This is a genomic window from Microbacterium sp. 22195 (genome assembly GCF_052056515.1).
Lineage (GTDB): Bacteria > Actinomycetota > Actinomycetes > Actinomycetales > Microbacteriaceae > Microbacterium.
Genome location: NZ_JBQEPE010000004.1, coordinates 194,277 through 208,808 on the forward strand (window position 1 = coordinate 194,277; position 14,532 = coordinate 208,808).

At 70.5% G+C, this 14,532-nt stretch carries 14 protein-coding genes; 6 read left to right on the forward strand and 8 right to left on the reverse strand.

Annotated elements, in window-relative coordinates:
* Positions 1 to 16 precede the first annotated feature (16 nt).
* Complete coding sequence (locus ACTJJ4_RS13530) at positions 17 to 997, reverse strand: GlxA family transcriptional regulator (protein ID WP_440943815.1); 981 nt, start codon at positions 995 to 997, stop codon at positions 17 to 19.
* 97 nt (positions 998 to 1,094) lie between these two features.
* Between ACTJJ4_RS13530 and ACTJJ4_RS13535 the strand changes: the two genes are divergently transcribed.
* Positions 1,095 to 1,256: a hypothetical protein gene (locus ACTJJ4_RS13535; protein ID WP_281862080.1), complete on the forward strand. Its 162-nt coding sequence runs from the start codon at positions 1,095 to 1,097 to the stop codon at positions 1,254 to 1,256.
* A 25-nt stretch (positions 1,257 to 1,281) separates the two neighbouring features.
* Positions 1,282 to 1,773 carry a hypothetical protein gene (locus tag ACTJJ4_RS13540; protein ID WP_440943816.1) on the forward strand — a complete coding sequence of 164 codons (492 nt, stop codon included), beginning with the start codon at positions 1,282 to 1,284 and terminating at the stop codon, positions 1,771 to 1,773.
* On the opposite strand, the gene ACTJJ4_RS13545 is transcribed toward ACTJJ4_RS13540, so the two are convergent.
* Both ACTJJ4_RS13545 and ACTJJ4_RS13550 read right to left on the reverse strand, forming a co-directional pair.
* A complete protein-coding gene (locus ACTJJ4_RS13545; RefSeq protein WP_440943817.1) occupies positions 1,768 to 2,397 on the reverse strand; it encodes a hypothetical protein in 630 nt (209 codons plus the stop codon). The two genes, ACTJJ4_RS13540 and ACTJJ4_RS13545, sit on opposite strands and share 6 nt — an antisense overlap.
* A 99-nt stretch (positions 2,398 to 2,496) precedes the next feature.
* Entirely contained in the window at positions 2,497 to 3,675 is a 1,179-nt protein-coding gene (locus tag ACTJJ4_RS13550) for a glycosyltransferase (protein ID WP_281862085.1), read from the reverse strand.
* 148 nt (positions 3,676 to 3,823) lie between these two features.
* Here ACTJJ4_RS13550 and ACTJJ4_RS13555 point away from each other — a divergent pair, with 148 nt between their 5' ends.
* On the forward strand, positions 3,824 to 4,408 hold the full coding sequence (locus tag ACTJJ4_RS13555; protein WP_440943818.1) for a hypothetical protein: 585 nt from the start codon (positions 3,824 to 3,826) through the stop codon (positions 4,406 to 4,408).
* A gap of 1 nt (position 4,409) precedes the next feature.
* On the opposite strand, the gene ACTJJ4_RS13560 is transcribed toward ACTJJ4_RS13555, so the two are convergent.
* Positions 4,410 to 4,982 (reverse strand): dihydrofolate reductase family protein, encoded by a 573-nt coding sequence (locus ACTJJ4_RS13560; protein WP_440943819.1) that lies wholly within the window; start codon positions 4,980 to 4,982, stop codon positions 4,410 to 4,412.
* 71 nt (positions 4,983 to 5,053) lie between these two features.
* Between ACTJJ4_RS13560 and ACTJJ4_RS13565 the strand changes: the two genes are divergently transcribed.
* Positions 5,054 to 5,620, forward strand: a complete 567-nt coding sequence (locus tag ACTJJ4_RS13565) for a TetR/AcrR family transcriptional regulator (protein WP_440943820.1) — start codon at positions 5,054 to 5,056, stop codon at positions 5,618 to 5,620.
* A 75-nt stretch (positions 5,621 to 5,695) separates the two neighbouring features.
* Here ACTJJ4_RS13565 and ACTJJ4_RS13570 read toward each other — a convergent pair whose 3' ends face one another.
* The 4 genes from ACTJJ4_RS13570 to ACTJJ4_RS13585 all read right to left on the reverse strand — a co-directional run bounded on the left by ACTJJ4_RS13570 (position 5,696) and on the right by ACTJJ4_RS13585 (position 12,551).
* Positions 5,696 to 7,327: a fucose isomerase gene (locus ACTJJ4_RS13570; protein WP_440943821.1), complete on the reverse strand. Its 1,632-nt coding sequence runs from the start codon at positions 7,325 to 7,327 to the stop codon at positions 5,696 to 5,698.
* A 26-nt stretch (positions 7,328 to 7,353) separates the two neighbouring features.
* On the reverse strand, positions 7,354 to 9,921 hold the full coding sequence (locus ACTJJ4_RS13575; RefSeq protein WP_440943822.1) for a GH116 family glycosyl-hydrolase: 2,568 nt from the start codon (positions 9,919 to 9,921) through the stop codon (positions 7,354 to 7,356).
* A complete protein-coding gene (locus ACTJJ4_RS13580; protein ID WP_440943823.1) occupies positions 9,918 to 11,441 on the reverse strand; it encodes an FGGY-family carbohydrate kinase in 1,524 nt (507 codons plus the stop codon). The genes ACTJJ4_RS13575 and ACTJJ4_RS13580 overlap by 4 nt, the downstream gene beginning before the upstream one ends.
* 132 nt (positions 11,442 to 11,573) lie before the next feature.
* A complete protein-coding gene (locus ACTJJ4_RS13585; protein WP_440943824.1) occupies positions 11,574 to 12,551 on the reverse strand; it encodes a LacI family DNA-binding transcriptional regulator in 978 nt (325 codons plus the stop codon).
* A gap of 119 nt (positions 12,552 to 12,670) precedes the next feature.
* Here ACTJJ4_RS13585 and ACTJJ4_RS13590 point away from each other — a divergent pair, with 119 nt between their 5' ends.
* Together ACTJJ4_RS13590 and ACTJJ4_RS13595 are read left to right on the forward strand one after the other, a co-directional pair.
* Entirely contained in the window at positions 12,671 to 13,783 is a 1,113-nt protein-coding gene (locus ACTJJ4_RS13590; protein ID WP_417555248.1) for a glycoside hydrolase family 172 protein, read from the forward strand.
* A 1-nt stretch (position 13,784) separates the two neighbouring features.
* Entirely contained in the window at positions 13,785 to 14,531 is a 747-nt protein-coding gene (locus ACTJJ4_RS13595; RefSeq protein WP_440943825.1) for an SDR family oxidoreductase, read from the forward strand.
* Position 14,532 lies beyond the last annotated feature (1 nt).

The window sequence follows — 14,532 nt, forward strand, 5'->3', positions numbered from 1 at the left end:
GACGCCCAGGACCGGCTCAGGCCGGCACGGGCTCGGGCATCCGCTCGTCGCGGCAGGAGAACCGCGCGCGGTACGCGGTGGGCGTGGTGTCGAGCACGCGGGCGAAGTTCTGCCGCAGCACGGCGGCCGACCCGAAGCCGCACTCCTCGGCGATGCGGTCCAGTCCGAGGTCGGTGCGCTCCAGCATCCGCTGAGCGTGGATCACCCGCTGCCGGGTGAGCCAGGATGCCGGGGTCGCGCCGAACTCGGCCTTGAACCGGCGCGCGAAGGTGCGCGCCGACATGTGCGCGTGTCCCGCGAGCTGATCGATCGAGAGCTCATCGCGGATGTTCTGCACGGCCCAGTCGGCGACGGATGCCAGTGATCCGCTCGCCACCACCGGGAGGGGGCGGTCGACGTACTGCGCCTGGCCGCCGTCGCGCTGGGGCGGCACCACCATGCGGCGGGCGATGCGCCCGGCCATCTCGGCGCCGAGCTCGATGCGCAGCAGGTGCAGGCAGGCGTCGATGCCCGCCGCGGTCCCGGCGCTCGTGATGATGCGCCCGTCCTGCACGAAGAGCACGTCGGGGTCCACGTCGATCCGCGGGTACATGTCGGCCAGGACGTGCGCGTACATCCAGTGGGTCGTCGCGCGGCGCCCGTCGAGCACCCCCGCGGCGGCGAGTACGAACGATCCGCTGCACACGCTCATCACCCACGCGTCGCGGGCGACGGCGTCCCGGGCCAGATCGATCAGCCGGGGGTCCATGGAACCCCAGTACTCCCGCGGCATCGGGCAGAAGATCACCAGGTCGGCCTCGTACGCGAAGGAGAGGTCGTTCTCGACCTCGATGGAGAAGCCGATCTTGGAGCGCACGAGGCCGGGATCGGGGGCGACCACGCGGAAGTCGAAGTTCGGCACCCCGTCATCCGAGCGGTCCAGGCCGAAGGCCTCGCACGCCACCCCGAACTCGAAGGGCGCGAAGCCGTTGTCGATCACGCAGGCGACGGTCTTCATGGGTCCTCCTCGATCACACGCGATGTGGCAGTAATCCTACGCTCGCTGTCTTCACTGCCACTCGTGACAGTTTAACGCTGACCATAGCATTTCTGCCATGTTCATCGTCATCGTCCTCTCAGCCCTGGCCCTGTGGGCCGTCATCGCCACGATCGTCGAGCTGCGCCGCGACGGATTCCGCCGCACGCCGACCGACTGGAACCGCGTCGCGGAGAGCGAGCGCACGGCACGCGGGGAGTCAAGACCCGCGCATCTCTGACCGCGCGCCCCGTAGTCTCTTGCGCATGAGCGATCCGCAGCAGCCTCAACAGCCCGCACAGCCCAACCAGCCGCCGTACGGGCAGCCGGGGCCCGTGCAGTCCCCGTACGCGCAGCCCGCCGCGAGCCAGGGCTATCCCGCACCCGCGGGCTACCCGCAGACAGCGGGCCCGCAGTCCGGCTACGGCGTCGCCCCGGCATCCGGCCCCGGCTCGCTCGGCCGCACGGCGTTCATCATCGCCCTGATCACGGCCGCACTGGGACTGCTGTTCGTGATCATGTCGCCGATCGTCATCGCCGGCATGCGCGGACAGTACGGCCTCTACGAGGTCATCTCCCTCGCCCGCTCGGTGCTGGGCCTCGCCCTCGGGGCGACCGCCCTCATCCTGGGCGTCATCGCCGCGCGTCGCGGTTCCCAGCCGGTGCTGGCCGGCATCGCGATCGGCGTCGGCGGCGTCGAGGCGCTGGGAGTGGTGTTCTCGCTGCTCTCGAACCTCTTGTACGGCGTGCTGCTATGACCCCGCGGGCGTGTCGCGCAGCGTCCTGAGCTTCCTCTTCGTCAGCCGGCTGGAGATGAACAGCCACGCCCACACGAGGAACGCGAGCGCCCCGATCACTGCGCCCCAGATGCTCGCGCCGCTGAAGCCATAGGCCTCGGTGTCCATGATGCGGTCGGCGGCATGCACGGATCCCGACGCCCCCGTCTGGATCCACAGCGTCAGCAGGTTGGGCGTCGCCAGCAGCACGGCGAGCACCACCAGGACGACCTTCACCCACGCGGGCGAACGGTAGGCGAGCAGCAGCAGCACCATCAGCGGCACGAGCGTGAAGCAGAACCCCACGATCAGCCCCACCAGGATCGCCCGCCCGGCGTCGTTCTGGGCGAAGTCCCCGATGAAGCGGGACCAGCCCACCGGCACGAAGTTCACGATCAGCACCACGGCGATGGCCGCGACGACGATCCCGATCCCGCCCAGGATCAGCACGCGCTTCCACTTGATCGCCTTGAACGCGTCCGCCCACAGGGCCAGTCGCTCGCGGAACGTCGGTCGCGCGGCCCCCGCCGTCACGGCATCCGGCTGCGATCCCGGCGCTCCGGCACCGGATGCCGCCCCCTGCGGCTCCTGCACTGCCTCGGACATGCCCATCCCCCGATTCCGCCGTCGTCGGCGACGGCACGACCTATCGTAGGCGCGAGGCCATCGTCGGCGCAGACATCGCGAAGGCGGACCGTCGCGGACTCACTCCGGAAGCGGCTCGTCCCGGTACAGCGCCTCGAACGTGTCGAGCGTGCGGTTGATGTCGTGCACGGCCACGCCGTCGAGCGAGGCCTGCTGCATCCGCTCGTACTCCTCGGGCGCGGCCGTCAGGACGCGAGTGAGCTTGTCGACGAGGTCGTCGACGTTCCCCGGCTCGAACAGGTAGCCGTTCTCGCCGTCGTGCACGAGGTGCGGGAGAGCGACCGCGTTCGCGCCGACCACGGGGAGGGCGGATGCCATGGCCTCCATGGTCACGATCGACTGCAGCTCGGCGATCGATGCGATCGCGAACAGGGATGCCCGGGAGTACAGCTCGCGCAGCTGCTCGTCGGTGACGCGGCCGTGGAAGGTGACGCGATCGCTCAGCCCGAGCTGGGCGGTCAGCGCCTCGAGCGCCTTGCGCTGGTCGCCGCCGCCGGCGATGTCGAAGTGCACGTCGAGAGCGGGGTCGAGCTTCGCGAGCGCGTGCAGCACGACATCGACCTTCTTCTCGCCGGTGAGGCGCCCGACGAACAGGATGCGGTTCTGCTCGCGCGGGCCGATCACTGGCGTGTAGTTGCGGCGGTCGATGCCGCAGCTGATCGGGACCACGCCCTTGATGTCGATCGTGTGCTCAAGGAAGTCCGCGGCCTTGCGCGTGGGCGTGGTGACCGCACGGGTCATGTCGAAGGTGCGCTTGGCGTCGTCCCAGGCCAGCTTGAGGATGGGCCGGTTGAGGAAGTCCGGCATGGTGGTGTGGTCGAGGATGTTCTCGGCCATCACATGGTTGGTGGCGATCACCGGGATGCCGCGCTGGTGGGCGATGCGGGTGAGCCCGCGTCCGATCACGATGTGCGACTGGATGTGCACGACATCCGGCTGCACCTCGTCGAGCACCTTGCGGGCGTAGTGCTTGGAGCGCCACGGCCAGACGAACCGCAGCCAGTCGTGCGGCAGCCAGCGCACGGCGGGGAGCCGGTGCATGGTCAGCGGCTCGCCCTCGATGATCTCGGTGTGGGTTGCGGAGCGACGGTAGGCGGTGTTCGGCGCCACGACGTGCACGTCGTGGCCGCGCTGCACGAGGCCTGCGGCGAGCCGCTCGGCGAAGCGGGCGGCACCGTTGATGTCGGGCGCGAAGGTGTCGGCGCCGATGAGGATCTTCAGAGGACGTCCGGGAGTCAAGGAAGGATGCTGCCTATCTGTAGCTCAGGGTCGCGGCGTCGTGCGCCGGCCCGCTCGGGCGCAGTAACTCTACCCGAGCGGGCTGAGCCGGAGAGGGAGGCCCGGCCGCTCCCAGCGGATGCCGTGCCATCGGCCCTACGGTGGTGGCATGCGCCTGATCTCCTCCGCCGACCCGTCGCTGTGGATCCCCGTCACCGGTTCGCTCGGCTTCACCGGCCGACGGCACCGCAAGGCCGCGATCCGGATGCTGATGGCGCAGGCCAACACGGCGATGGGGCGCGACGGCCGCCCGGGCTCCCGGGTGGGGGCGTGGCTGGCGAGCCAGGCCATCCCGCTGGCGATGCGCAAGGCCGACGGCCGGGTGCTCGCCTGGACGTGGAAGGCCGAACCCGAGCTGGTCGTGGCGATGGCGAACGTGCAGGAGCTCACCCCGCAGCTGCGCACCATGCGGGCGATGATGCCCATCGAGTACGACGACACCGAGAGCTTCCCGACCCCGCTCGGGGTGGGCGAGAAGCTGCTCATGCCGATGCCCGCGAACCCGGCGTCGCCGCCGTCGGCGACCTACACCTGGGACACGGGCACGCACCTGATCACGCTCACCGCGGTGTGCAGCGACCGTGAGCGGTTCGGCACGCTGGAGAAGCAGCTGGACGACCTGGCCCGCAGCATCCGCATCGCCGCCGACCTGACCGGCGGCGAGTCGAACGTCCTGCAGCTCCCGCCCGCCTGACTCACCCCCGGGAGTACTCCGCGATCACGACGCCCGACTCGAAGCGGGTCACCGCATCGGGCATCATGCCGGTCGGGGCGTAGGAGCGGTCGCCGAACAGCCGGACGCCGTCGCCGAGCAGCACCGGGCTGATCTTCAGCACCAGGTGGTCGATCTCGTCGATGAGCGCGCCGGCGAGCGACCCTCCGCCGCAGAGCCAGATCCCGGAGCCCGGCTCGGCCTTCAGCTCGCGCACGACCTCGACGGGGTCGCGATCGGTGAACTCGACGGCCTCGGCGCCCTCCGGGGCGTCGTGCGAGCGGGTGAAGACCACCTGCCGCAGGTGGGAGTACGGGTCCGGGAGCATGGGCAGGCCGACCGCGTAGGTGTTCCAGCCCATCACGACGGTGTCGAAGGGGCTGCCGTCGGCCGGCACGCCGGCACGATCGGCGAGCACCGTCGGAACGGTGCCGCGGTACTTCTCGCCGATCACGTCCATGTGGTCGCCTTCGGCGAGGAACCGGTCGAACTCTCCGTTCGGCCCGGCGATGAAGCCGTCCACGGAGACGGCGACGAAGTAGGTGAGTTCTCGCATCTGATTCCAATCACGACATGTGCAGTGGTTTGAGACTACAACAGGTGAAGTGGTTGCGCTAGTCTCGGATCATGGCGAAGAACGAGGCACGACGCAACGCGCTGGCCGATGCGGGCATCACCGTGCTGGCCAGGGAGGGCTCGCGCGGGCTCACGCACCGCGCGATCGACGCCGAGGCCGGCGTGCCGCTCGGCACCACGTCGAACTACTTCCGCAGTCGCGAGAAGCTCATCGCCGGGCTCGTCGAGCGCATCGGCATCCGCCTCTCCCCCACTCCGGAGGACCTCGCGGCCCGGGCATCCGACGCCCCGACCCGCGAACTGTTCGCCGACTACGTGCGCGACATCGTCCGGCGGCTCACCACGCACCGCGATGTGACCCTGGCGCTGTTCGAGCTGCGGCTCGAGGTGGCGCGGCGGCCCGAGCTGGCCCCCCCGATGCGGGAGTGGCAGCATCAGGCGCTGGACGGAGACGTCGCGTTCAACGAGGCCGCCGGGCTTCCCGGAGGACGCCGCGAGATCACCCTCTTCCACTACGCGATCGACGGCCTGGTCTTCGACCGGCTCACCTCCCCCATCGACCCCGGCACCTCCACCGACGACATCGTGGACGACCTGGTCGCGGGACTGCTGCGCTGACCGGATCGGGCACCACGAAGAACCCGCCCCCTGCGCGGACGCGGGAGGCGGGTTCTCGACGGCGGATGCCGTGGGTCAGATCGTGACGTCGCCCACCAGGTTGACCTTGATGCCCAGGCCGTCGAACATGGCGGCCTTCGCGATCAGCGCCTTGTCGGCCGTCTCGGCGTCGGGCGCGTAGACCAGCTGCGCGTGGTTCGCCTTGTGACGGGCCATGAACTGGTCTCGGCTCTGGCCGTGCAGCACGACGTGCGCGATCGGCCACTCCGGGTTGGTCGCGTCCTTGCGCCGCTGCGTCTCGGCCTCGGGGAGCTCCACGACGGACGCCCGGAAGATGTCGGCCTGCAGGATCCCGTCGGCGATGAACACCCGCGAGAGCACGACCTCGCCGGGCTTGGAGACGCCGTTGATGGTGGCGCCGCCAGCCGGGAAGAACACGTGGCCCTGACGCCAGCCCTCGGCCTTGTCCCAGCCGCCCAGGTGCGAGGCGGGCACGGAGCCGGAGATCTCGTAGACCCAGACGAACTCGCCGTCGTGCTCCTCGCCCCAGCGCACGTCGTGCAGGGTGTTGTCCGGCACCAGGCCCATCGCGCGCCACACCCGGTCGGTGATCAGCGCATCGACCGCCACGCCCTCATCGGCCTCGTTGAAGTGCGGGAAGGCGCGGCCCTCGTGCAGCACGCGGGAGCCGTCGCGCGAGGTCACCGGCGGGCGCTCGGTGGAGTTCAGGATGCCCTCGGCGAGGTCGGAGGCCGGCACCAGGTCCTTCAGCCCCTGCTGGTACTGGATGCCGACGGCGTCGAGGCCGAAGTCGTCGGCGATGCGGAGGGCGGCGATGTACATCTTCAGCTGCCACTGCACCTGCTCGCGGGTGAGCTCGGTGGCCGCGTCCTCGCCGTACTTGAACGTCATGCCGTGGTCGACCAGCCAGTCGTAGGCGGCGTCGGCCTCGGCCTCGGTCACCTCGAGCATCTCGGCGTACAGCGCCGACTGCGAGAGGCGCTCCTTGTAGATGCCGATGGTGTTGAGCAGCTCATCGTCGAAGATCGCGTTGTACATGCCCATGCAGCCCTCGTCGAACACGCCGATGATGGCCTTGTCGGCGAGCAGCTCGGCGGCGAGCGCCTGACCCAGCTGCTTCTCGGCGGAGTCCGGGAGCGCGGGCAGGGCGCGCACGTGCGAGGCGTCGTGCGTGATGCGGCCGGTCTCGGTCCACTCGCGGATGCCGCCGGTGAACCAGTCGTCGGTGAAGTCCACCGACCAGGTGGTGGCGTACTCCTTGCCCATCTTGGTGAGGCCCGCGTTCAGGCCGAGCAGGCCCACGAGGCCCGGCCAGTCACCGGCGAAGTTGGCGACGGTGAGGATCGGACCGCGGTGGGTGCGCAGGCCCGCGAGGACGTGGTGCGAGTACTGCCAGTTGGCGATGGCGACGACGAGCGGGGCGTCGACCGGAATGCTCTTGAACACCTCCATGCCCATGCGCTGGCTGGAGATGAAGCCGTGCCCGGTGGCGGGGTCGACGCCGAAGGGCCGGATGACCGACCAGCCGAGGCCCTCGAGCACGCCGGTCACACCGGTCTCGAGCTCGACCTGGGTCGGCCAGCCGGCGACGTTCGCGGACTCGCGCAGGTCGCCGGAGGTGATCAGGTAGGCGGTCTTGGGCGCCGCCTCGGGGCGGGCGACCGGGGTGGGGAGGGTGTAGCTCATGGGATTCTCCGTTGTGGGTGTGAGGTTCAGTTGAGAGTGAGGGTGCGGGTCTCGCCCGCATCGAGATGGATGCCGCGACCGGCGACCTCGCCGCGGAGCCGCAGCTCGTCGAGGTCGAGCACGCCACCGTGGAGCCGCAGGGTGATCGCGTCCTCGCCGATCTCGACGCCGCCCCATCCGGTCCCGGTGGTGAACAGGAAGCGGGCGTCCCCCGGCAGCGCCGGATCGAACGAGAGCGTGCGCGCGCCGGCATCCCACTGCGCGCCGCTGGCGCCGATCAGCAGGCCCCAGGAAGCGAGCGAGCGGGCGTAGTGGTTCCCGCACTCGATCTCGTTCCACGGGTTGCGGTGCGCCCCGTCGTAGCGCGCCCGCAGCGTGCGCTCGATGCGCAGCGCTTCGTCGTACCGCCCGGCGAAGAGCAGCGAGACCGCGACCTGGTGCTCGATGCCCGTCCACACCTCGTCCGCGTAGACGAACGGGAGGGCGGGGCGTCCGCCTTCGGGCCAGGATGCCAGCAGCAGGCCGCCCTCATCGTTCAGCGCGTACACCCGCTGGGTGCTCTCGTGGTCGCGCAGGTCGCTGCGGTGGTTGTGCCGGACGATCGCGTCCAGTGCGGAGCGCACATGAGCTTCGGGCAGCAGGTACCCGAGACCGCCCAGGAAGGCGTGGAACTGGCCGAGCAGCTGATCCGACAGCACGCCGTCGCCGTACTGGTAGCGGTGGGCATCGACGTCATCGATCACCTGCCGGTAATACCGGCCGTTCCAGAGCACGCTCTCGATCGCGGCCGCGACGTGGTCGGCCCGCAGCGCCCATTCCTGCGCGCGCGCCGTGTCGCCGAGATGCTCCGCCATGCGGATGCCGGCGCGCAGCGCGGCGAGATGGATGACGTTCGAGAGCGGCTCGACACCATGGAACTCGATGTCGTAGGTGTTGTGCATCTCGCCGTCGAGCAGCCCGTCGCCGTCGTGATCCCATTCGCGGGCGGCATAGTCGAGGGTCCGCGCCGCGGCGGGCCACAGCTCCCGGAGGAAGTCGTCGTCGCCGGAGAAGCGCCACTCCCGGTGCAGGCGCAGGAAGGTGCCGAGCTGTCCGTCGACGGCGGGGCCGATGAACCAGCGGGGCGCCCCGAAGATCCTGTTGCCGCGGAACTTCTGCGCTCCGCACTCATCGGTCTCGAGCAGGTACTCCGCGCGGCGGGCGCTGCGCTCCAGGCCGGGGAAGAGCCAGGCCGCGGTCTGCGCGTACGACCAGACGTGGGTGCAGGTGCCCTCGCAGGAGCCGCCGTGGTCGAACGATCCCTCCCAGGCCGCGAAGACGGGCCCGTCACCCAACTCGGGCGTGGGCGATTCCAGCACGAAGCAGGTGGTCGAGCGGAGCGCGGCGACGTTGGCGCCGACCGCGTCCGCGAGCACGGGGTCGAGGCTCCCGCCGTAGAGCGTCTCGACGAAGGCGTCGGTCGCGCCCTCCAGAGCCGGCAGGTCCCGGTGCAGCTGCGCGGCCGCAGCCCAGGCATCCGGCCAGAGCGCCGCGTAGTGGTTGCGCACGACGGGGCCGAGCTCCTCGCGCAGGTCGCGCGTCCCGGACTCCAGAGCATCGTCAAAAATGATGTGGCCATGCCATCCCCGCCGGCGGTTGGGGAAGCTCCAGGCGAGCACGAACTCGAAGTCCCGCTCTTCGCCGGGTGCGAGCGTGTGCACGATGCCGAGCGATCCGGTGCGCACACGAGGCAGCTTGGCGAGCATCTGCTCCTCGGTGAGCGCCGGCGCGTCCGGATCCGCATCCCGCTCGGCGAACAGCCCGCGCGGCTTGTCCTCCAGGGTCAGCCGCGGCTCGGGCGCGAGCAGGCCGTCGTCGGCGAGGTCGTCCCAGAACAGCCGCGCGCCGTCGGGCCAGTAGCTGGTGACCCACTGCGGCTTGGCGGTCGTCGACGAGTCGGTCGTCGTCAGACTCATGGTCCCGTACCCGGGGTCGTCGTGATCCAGGTCGATGTCGAAGTCGAGACCGCGGATGCCGTCGCTCTCGCGCCAGCGCACCGACTGCGTACCGCGCATGCCCCAGGGCGCATCCGGCCCGGGCGTCCCCCGGCCGGCCGTGTGGCTCATGCTGCCGACCACAGTGACGGCCACCGGTGCGTCGCCGGGATTGGCGACCCGGTACCGCAGCACGGCGGCGGGGATCCCCGAGGCGTCGGCGTCGAGCGGCACGAGCGGGGTGAAGGCGTGCAGCGACACGGTCACGGGCAGCGTCGCGTCCGTGAAGTCGATGTCGACGACGGGGTACTCGCCGTGCAGGTCGGCGGACTCCAGCCGCGGCAGGCCGGCGAGCTCGTCGAACCCGTAGCCCGCGTCCCGGTCGTGCCTGCCGTCGCTCCGCGCCTCGAGCACTCGGGTGACTGCGGGGCCGCCCTGCGGGGCGGCATGGATCGCGAAGAACGATCGCGGATTGAGCCGCCCCTTGTCGGGCAGGTTCTCGAACTCCCAGTCGCGCAGCTCCCCGCGCGCACCGAGGGACACGTTGCCCGTGCCGATCCCGCCGAGCGGGAACGCCACGCTCTCCGCGGTGTGCGGGATCGGGCGGGCGCGGCGGCTCATCGGTCGCCGTCCCGGTGGGCCTCGTCCCGGTGCGCCGCGCCCCGCTGCGACTCCGCGAGCTCATGAACGACCTCGGCGGTGCCCGCGTAGAGGCGAAGGTAGCGGTCGAACAGCTCGTCGTAGGCCGCACGGCTGCCCGGGTCCGGCTCGATGCGATCCACGACCGGATTCCAGTCCTCGATGCGCGGCGCGGCGCCGGCGGGCGCGACGGCGGTGGCGGCGAGGAACGCGGCGCCGTAGCTCGCGCCGATCGTCGTGGCCGGCACCTCCTGCACGAGCCCGGTGGCGTCCGAGACGATCTGCAGCCAGAGCCGCCCCTGCGTGCCTCCGCCGACGGCGACGATGCGGCGGATGTCCGCCCCCGCCTCGCGCATGGTCTCCACGTTGTGACGAACCCCCAGCGCGGTGGCCTCGAGAGCGGCGCGGTACAGGTCGCCGCGCCCGTGACGGAGGGTGAGCCCGGCGATCACGCCGCGGGCGTCGGGATCCTGGATGGGAGTGCGCTCGCCCGCGAAGTACGGCAGGAGCAGCAGGCCCCGCGCGCCGACGCCGGAGTCGGCAGCCTCGGCGAGCAGCTGCGGGTAGTCGGCATCCGTCAGATCCTTGAGCCAGGCGGTGAGCGCCCCCGACGTCGACATGCCGCCGGCGAGGTTCCTGGTGCCCTCGAAGGCCCCGGCGGTCGTCCACATCGACGGCGTGCGCAGCGTCTCGGCGACGGTCGCCACCAGGAACATCGTGGTGCCGTACATCAGCATCAGGTCGCCGATGCCGTGCGCCCCCGCGCTGACCGCCTCGGTCCAGGCGTCGATCGTGCCGGTGATCACCGGTGTCCCCTCGGGGATGCCGGTGAGGGCGGATGCCTCGGCCGTGACCGCGCCCGCGATGTCCCCGGCCCAGGTCAGCGGGGGCGCCTCGATGCGGGCGGCGTAGGCGTCCCACCAGGGCGCGTGCCAGCGCTCGCCCTCCACGTCGTAGAGCGGCGAGACCTGGCTGGCGGACTGGTGGTCGAGCACGTAGGCGCCGGTCAGCCTGCGCGCGAGCCAGGAGGCGGGCATGAACAGCCGCCTCGCCCGAGCCCAGGCATCCGGCTCCTCCTCCGCGACCCAGGCGATCTTCGCGCCGCCGGCCTGCGAGGTGAGCGACGAGCCCCCGACACGGGTGATCTCGTCCTCGCCGAGCTCGGCGGTGAGGCGGGCGATCTGCGCGGTGGCGCGCGTGTCGACGCCGTAGAGGATGGCGGGGCGCACCGGCTCGTCGTCCTCGTCGGCGAGGAGGACGCAGGGGCCCATCCCGCTGACGCCGACGCCCACGACCTCGGCGTCCGGGACCGAGCCGAGCAGCTCCTGCGAGATGGCGACGAACTCGTCCCACCAGATGCGGCCGTCCATCTCCACCCAGCCGGTACGGGGGCGATCGACGTCGTGCGCACGCGTCGCAGTGGCGAGGATCGACCCGTCCTCGGCCGCCAGCACGCCCTTGCTGCTGGATGTGCCGATGTCGACCCCGAGGGTGCAGCGCATGTGGTCCTCCTCGGCCGATGCTGTGTTCTCCCGCGACCTCAGCGTAAGCGAAATCGATTTCATGACGCAACCGGATGACGGACGCATCGCCGAGGAACGGGCCGGGAATCCGGCGCCTCGCGCTCCCGAGCGTCAGCGCGAGGCGCTGGCGGCGCGCACTTCGTTGCGCAGCACGATCGTGCGCGCGGGCTGCTGATCGCCGCGGATGCGCTCGAGCAGCATGCGTGCGGCGGTGACGCCCATGTGCCGCGCCGGCAGGCGCACGACGGTGACCGCGCTGGGCGACAGCGTGGTGAACGGAAGACCGCCGATCACGGCGACCCCGATCGCCGGAGGCGTCAGCGCGTGCTCGGTGAGCACCTGGATCGCGCCCACCCCGATCAGGTTGTTGCCCGCCACGACCGCATCGGGTGGCTCGGGCAGCGCGAGCAGTCGCTCCATGGCATCACGACCGCCGTCGACGCGGAACGACGAGAAGGTGAGCAGGTCGACGGGGGGCTCGATGCCGGCCGCGCGGTGCGCGACCCGCCACCCCTCGGCACGGTCGCTCGAGGTCTCGATGTGCTCCGGGCCGCCGATGTACGCCACTCGCCGATGGGTCTTGAGCAGGTGCTCGGTCGCCATGCGCCCGGCGTCGCGGTTCGCCATCACGACTCCGTCGATGTCGTAGCCGGTGCTGCGGTCCACCGCCACGACCGGCCTTCCGGTCGCGAGGATCTCGTCGAGACTCGTGTGATCGGATGCCGCGGCCAGGATCACCCCCGACATGTTCTCGGCCATCGCGATGCGCAGATAGGTCGACTCCTTGTCGACCTGGGAGTCGCTGTTGCAGAGCACCACCGAGTAGCCGGCTTCGCTGGCGACGTCCTCGACGCCGCGGGCCATCTCGGTGAAGTAGGGGTTCTCGATGTCCGGGATCACCAGGGCGATCACCTCGGAGCTCTGCCGGCGCAGCGTGCGGGCGGCACGGTTCGGCGTGAAGTTCAGCTGCTCGGCGGCATGGCGCACCGCGGTGGTCTTCGCCTCGGAGACCCCCACCCCGTTGAAGACGCGCGAGACCGTCGCCGGTGACACGCCGGCGAGCTGCGCGACGTCATAGATCGTGGCCACGTGTCTCCTCGCATGAAACTCCTGTGACGACAGGTTAGCGTGTTGAAATCGATTGCAACAGACGCGGCGAATAGGTACTGTGACGGAACACCCACACGCCGACACGAGGAAGTGCACGCATGCCCGATCTCAACTCCATCGCCGCCCTGCGACAGGTGCAGACGCGTTCGATCTCACCGGAGAACTTCGACGGCGCGGCCGGAGGCGGCGGACGAGCCACCGAGGGCACCGGCGCGGACTGCGCCCGGGACCTCGGCCCCGGCTGGAAGATCTCGCCCAGCGTCGACATCAAGGCCGGCGAGACCTTCGAGCTCGCCTCGATCGCCGGAGCGGGGAAGATCACGCACATCTGGATCACGACGCACACCGACAACTGGCGCACCCTGATCCTGCGGGCGTTCTGGGACGGCGCGGAGGAACCCGCCGTCGAGGTGCCGTACGGCGACTTCTTCTGCAACGGCTGGGGTGTCTTCGCGCAGGTGAACTCGCAGGCCATCGCGGCCAACCCGCACGGCGGCTTCAACTCCTACTGGCCGATGCCGTTCCGCGACGGTGCGCGTCTCACGATCGAGAACACCTCGGTCGTCGACGTGCGGGTCTACTACCAGGTGACCTACGAGATCGGCGGCGACCACTCGAACGACGCCTACTTCCACGCGCAGTGGCGGCGCTCCAACCCGCTGGAGGAGCTGACGCCGCACGTGCTCCTGGAGGGCATCGAGGGAGAGGGACACTACGTCGGCACCTACATCGCCTGGGGCGTCAACTCCAACGGATGGTGGGGCGAGGGCGAGATCAAGTTCTACCTCGACGACGACACCGACCACCCGACGATCTGCGGCACCGGCACCGAGGACTACTTCGGCGGCGCCTGGAACTTCGACATCCCGGGCAAGGGCTACACCGAGTTCTCCACGCCCTACCTCGGCATGCCGCAGGTGATCCGCCCTGACGGGCTGTACGTGTCGCAGCAGCGCTTCGGCATGTACCGCTGGCACCTGCAGGACCCGATCCACTTCGCCACGGGCATCCCGAAGGTCGACATCCAGGCGCTCGGCTGGCGCAGCGGATGGCGCTACCTCCCGCTGCGCGACGACATCGCATCGACCGCGATGTTCTACCTCGACCGCCCGACCGCGCGACGCCCGAAGAGCCCGTCGGCGGACGACATGGAGGTCCACCTAGGAACGGCTCCCGTTCCCGACCTCGGCGCGACTCCTCCGAGGGTGTGACATGACGCACGCGACATACCCCTCGCTGTCCGGCCGGCTCGTGGTCGTCACCGGCGGCGGGCGCGGCATCGGGCTGCAGACCGTGCGGCGGTTCCTGGAGCAGGGCTCCCGCGTCGTGGTGCTCGACCTCGCGATGACCGTCGACGACGTGGACGTCGAGTTCGTGAAGGCGGACGTGACGGATGCCGCTGCCGTCGCAGCCGCGGCATCCGACATCGCCGACCGATTCGGCACCCCGGATGTCGTGCTCAACGCCGCCGGCATCGTGCGCTCGTCGAGCGCGGAGGAGATGTCGGTCGACGACTGGCGGCAGGTGGTCGACATCGACCTGTCCGGCACGTTCTACGTGTGTCAGGCGTTCGGCCGGCTCATGCTCGAGGCCGGACGCGGGTCGATCGTGAACATCGCGTCGATGAGCGGCATCATCAGCAACTTCCCGCAGAAGCAGTCCAGCTACAACGCGGCGAAGGCCGGCGTCATCCACCTGACGAAGACCCTCGCGGGCGAGTGGGCCGCCCGCGGCGTGCGGGTGAACTCGGTCTCGCCCGGCTACATCGGCACGGATCTGACCGGAGCGCTGCTGGAGCGCGAGCCCGAACTGGGCGTCGTCTGGCGGGAGCGGACGCCGATGGGAAGGCTCGGGACCCCTGACGAGGTCGCCTCGGTGATCCTGTTCCTCGCCTCCGACGAGTCGAGCTTCATGACCGGCTCCGACGTGGTCGCCGACGGCGGGTACACGGTCTGGTGAC

What these genes read in the sequence shown, in the direction of transcription:
- ACTJJ4_RS13570 (WP_440943821.1), bottom strand. Translation starts at nt 7,327, where the DNA reads ATGAGCTACACCCTCCCCACCCCGGTCGCCCGCCCCGAGGCGGCGCCC.
- ACTJJ4_RS13530 (WP_440943815.1), bottom strand. Translation starts at nt 997, where the DNA reads ATGAAGACCGTCGCCTGCGTGATCGACAACGGCTTCGCGCCCTTCGAG.
- ACTJJ4_RS13545 (WP_440943817.1), bottom strand. Translation starts at nt 2,397, where the DNA reads ATGTCCGAGGCAGTGCAGGAGCCGCAGGGGGCGGCATCCGGTGCCGGA.
- ACTJJ4_RS13560 (WP_440943819.1), bottom strand. Translation starts at nt 4,982, where the DNA reads ATGCGAGAACTCACCTACTTCGTCGCCGTCTCCGTGGACGGCTTCATC.
- ACTJJ4_RS13540 (WP_440943816.1), top strand. Translation starts at nt 1,282, where the DNA reads ATGAGCGATCCGCAGCAGCCTCAACAGCCCGCACAGCCCAACCAGCCG.
- ACTJJ4_RS13590 (WP_417555248.1), top strand. Translation starts at nt 12,671, where the DNA reads ATGCCCGATCTCAACTCCATCGCCGCCCTGCGACAGGTGCAGACGCGT.
- ACTJJ4_RS13535 (WP_281862080.1), top strand. Translation starts at nt 1,095, where the DNA reads ATGTTCATCGTCATCGTCCTCTCAGCCCTGGCCCTGTGGGCCGTCATC.
- ACTJJ4_RS13580 (WP_440943823.1), bottom strand. Translation starts at nt 11,441, where the DNA reads ATGCGCTGCACCCTCGGGGTCGACATCGGCACATCCAGCAGCAAGGGC.
- ACTJJ4_RS13555 (WP_440943818.1), top strand. Translation starts at nt 3,824, where the DNA reads ATGCGCCTGATCTCCTCCGCCGACCCGTCGCTGTGGATCCCCGTCACC.
- ACTJJ4_RS13565 (WP_440943820.1), top strand. Translation starts at nt 5,054, where the DNA reads ATGGCGAAGAACGAGGCACGACGCAACGCGCTGGCCGATGCGGGCATC.
- ACTJJ4_RS13575 (WP_440943822.1), bottom strand. Translation starts at nt 9,921, where the DNA reads ATGAGCCGCCGCGCCCGCCCGATCCCGCACACCGCGGAGAGCGTGGCG.
- ACTJJ4_RS13595 (WP_440943825.1), top strand. Translation starts at nt 13,785, where the DNA reads ATGACGCACGCGACATACCCCTCGCTGTCCGGCCGGCTCGTGGTCGTC.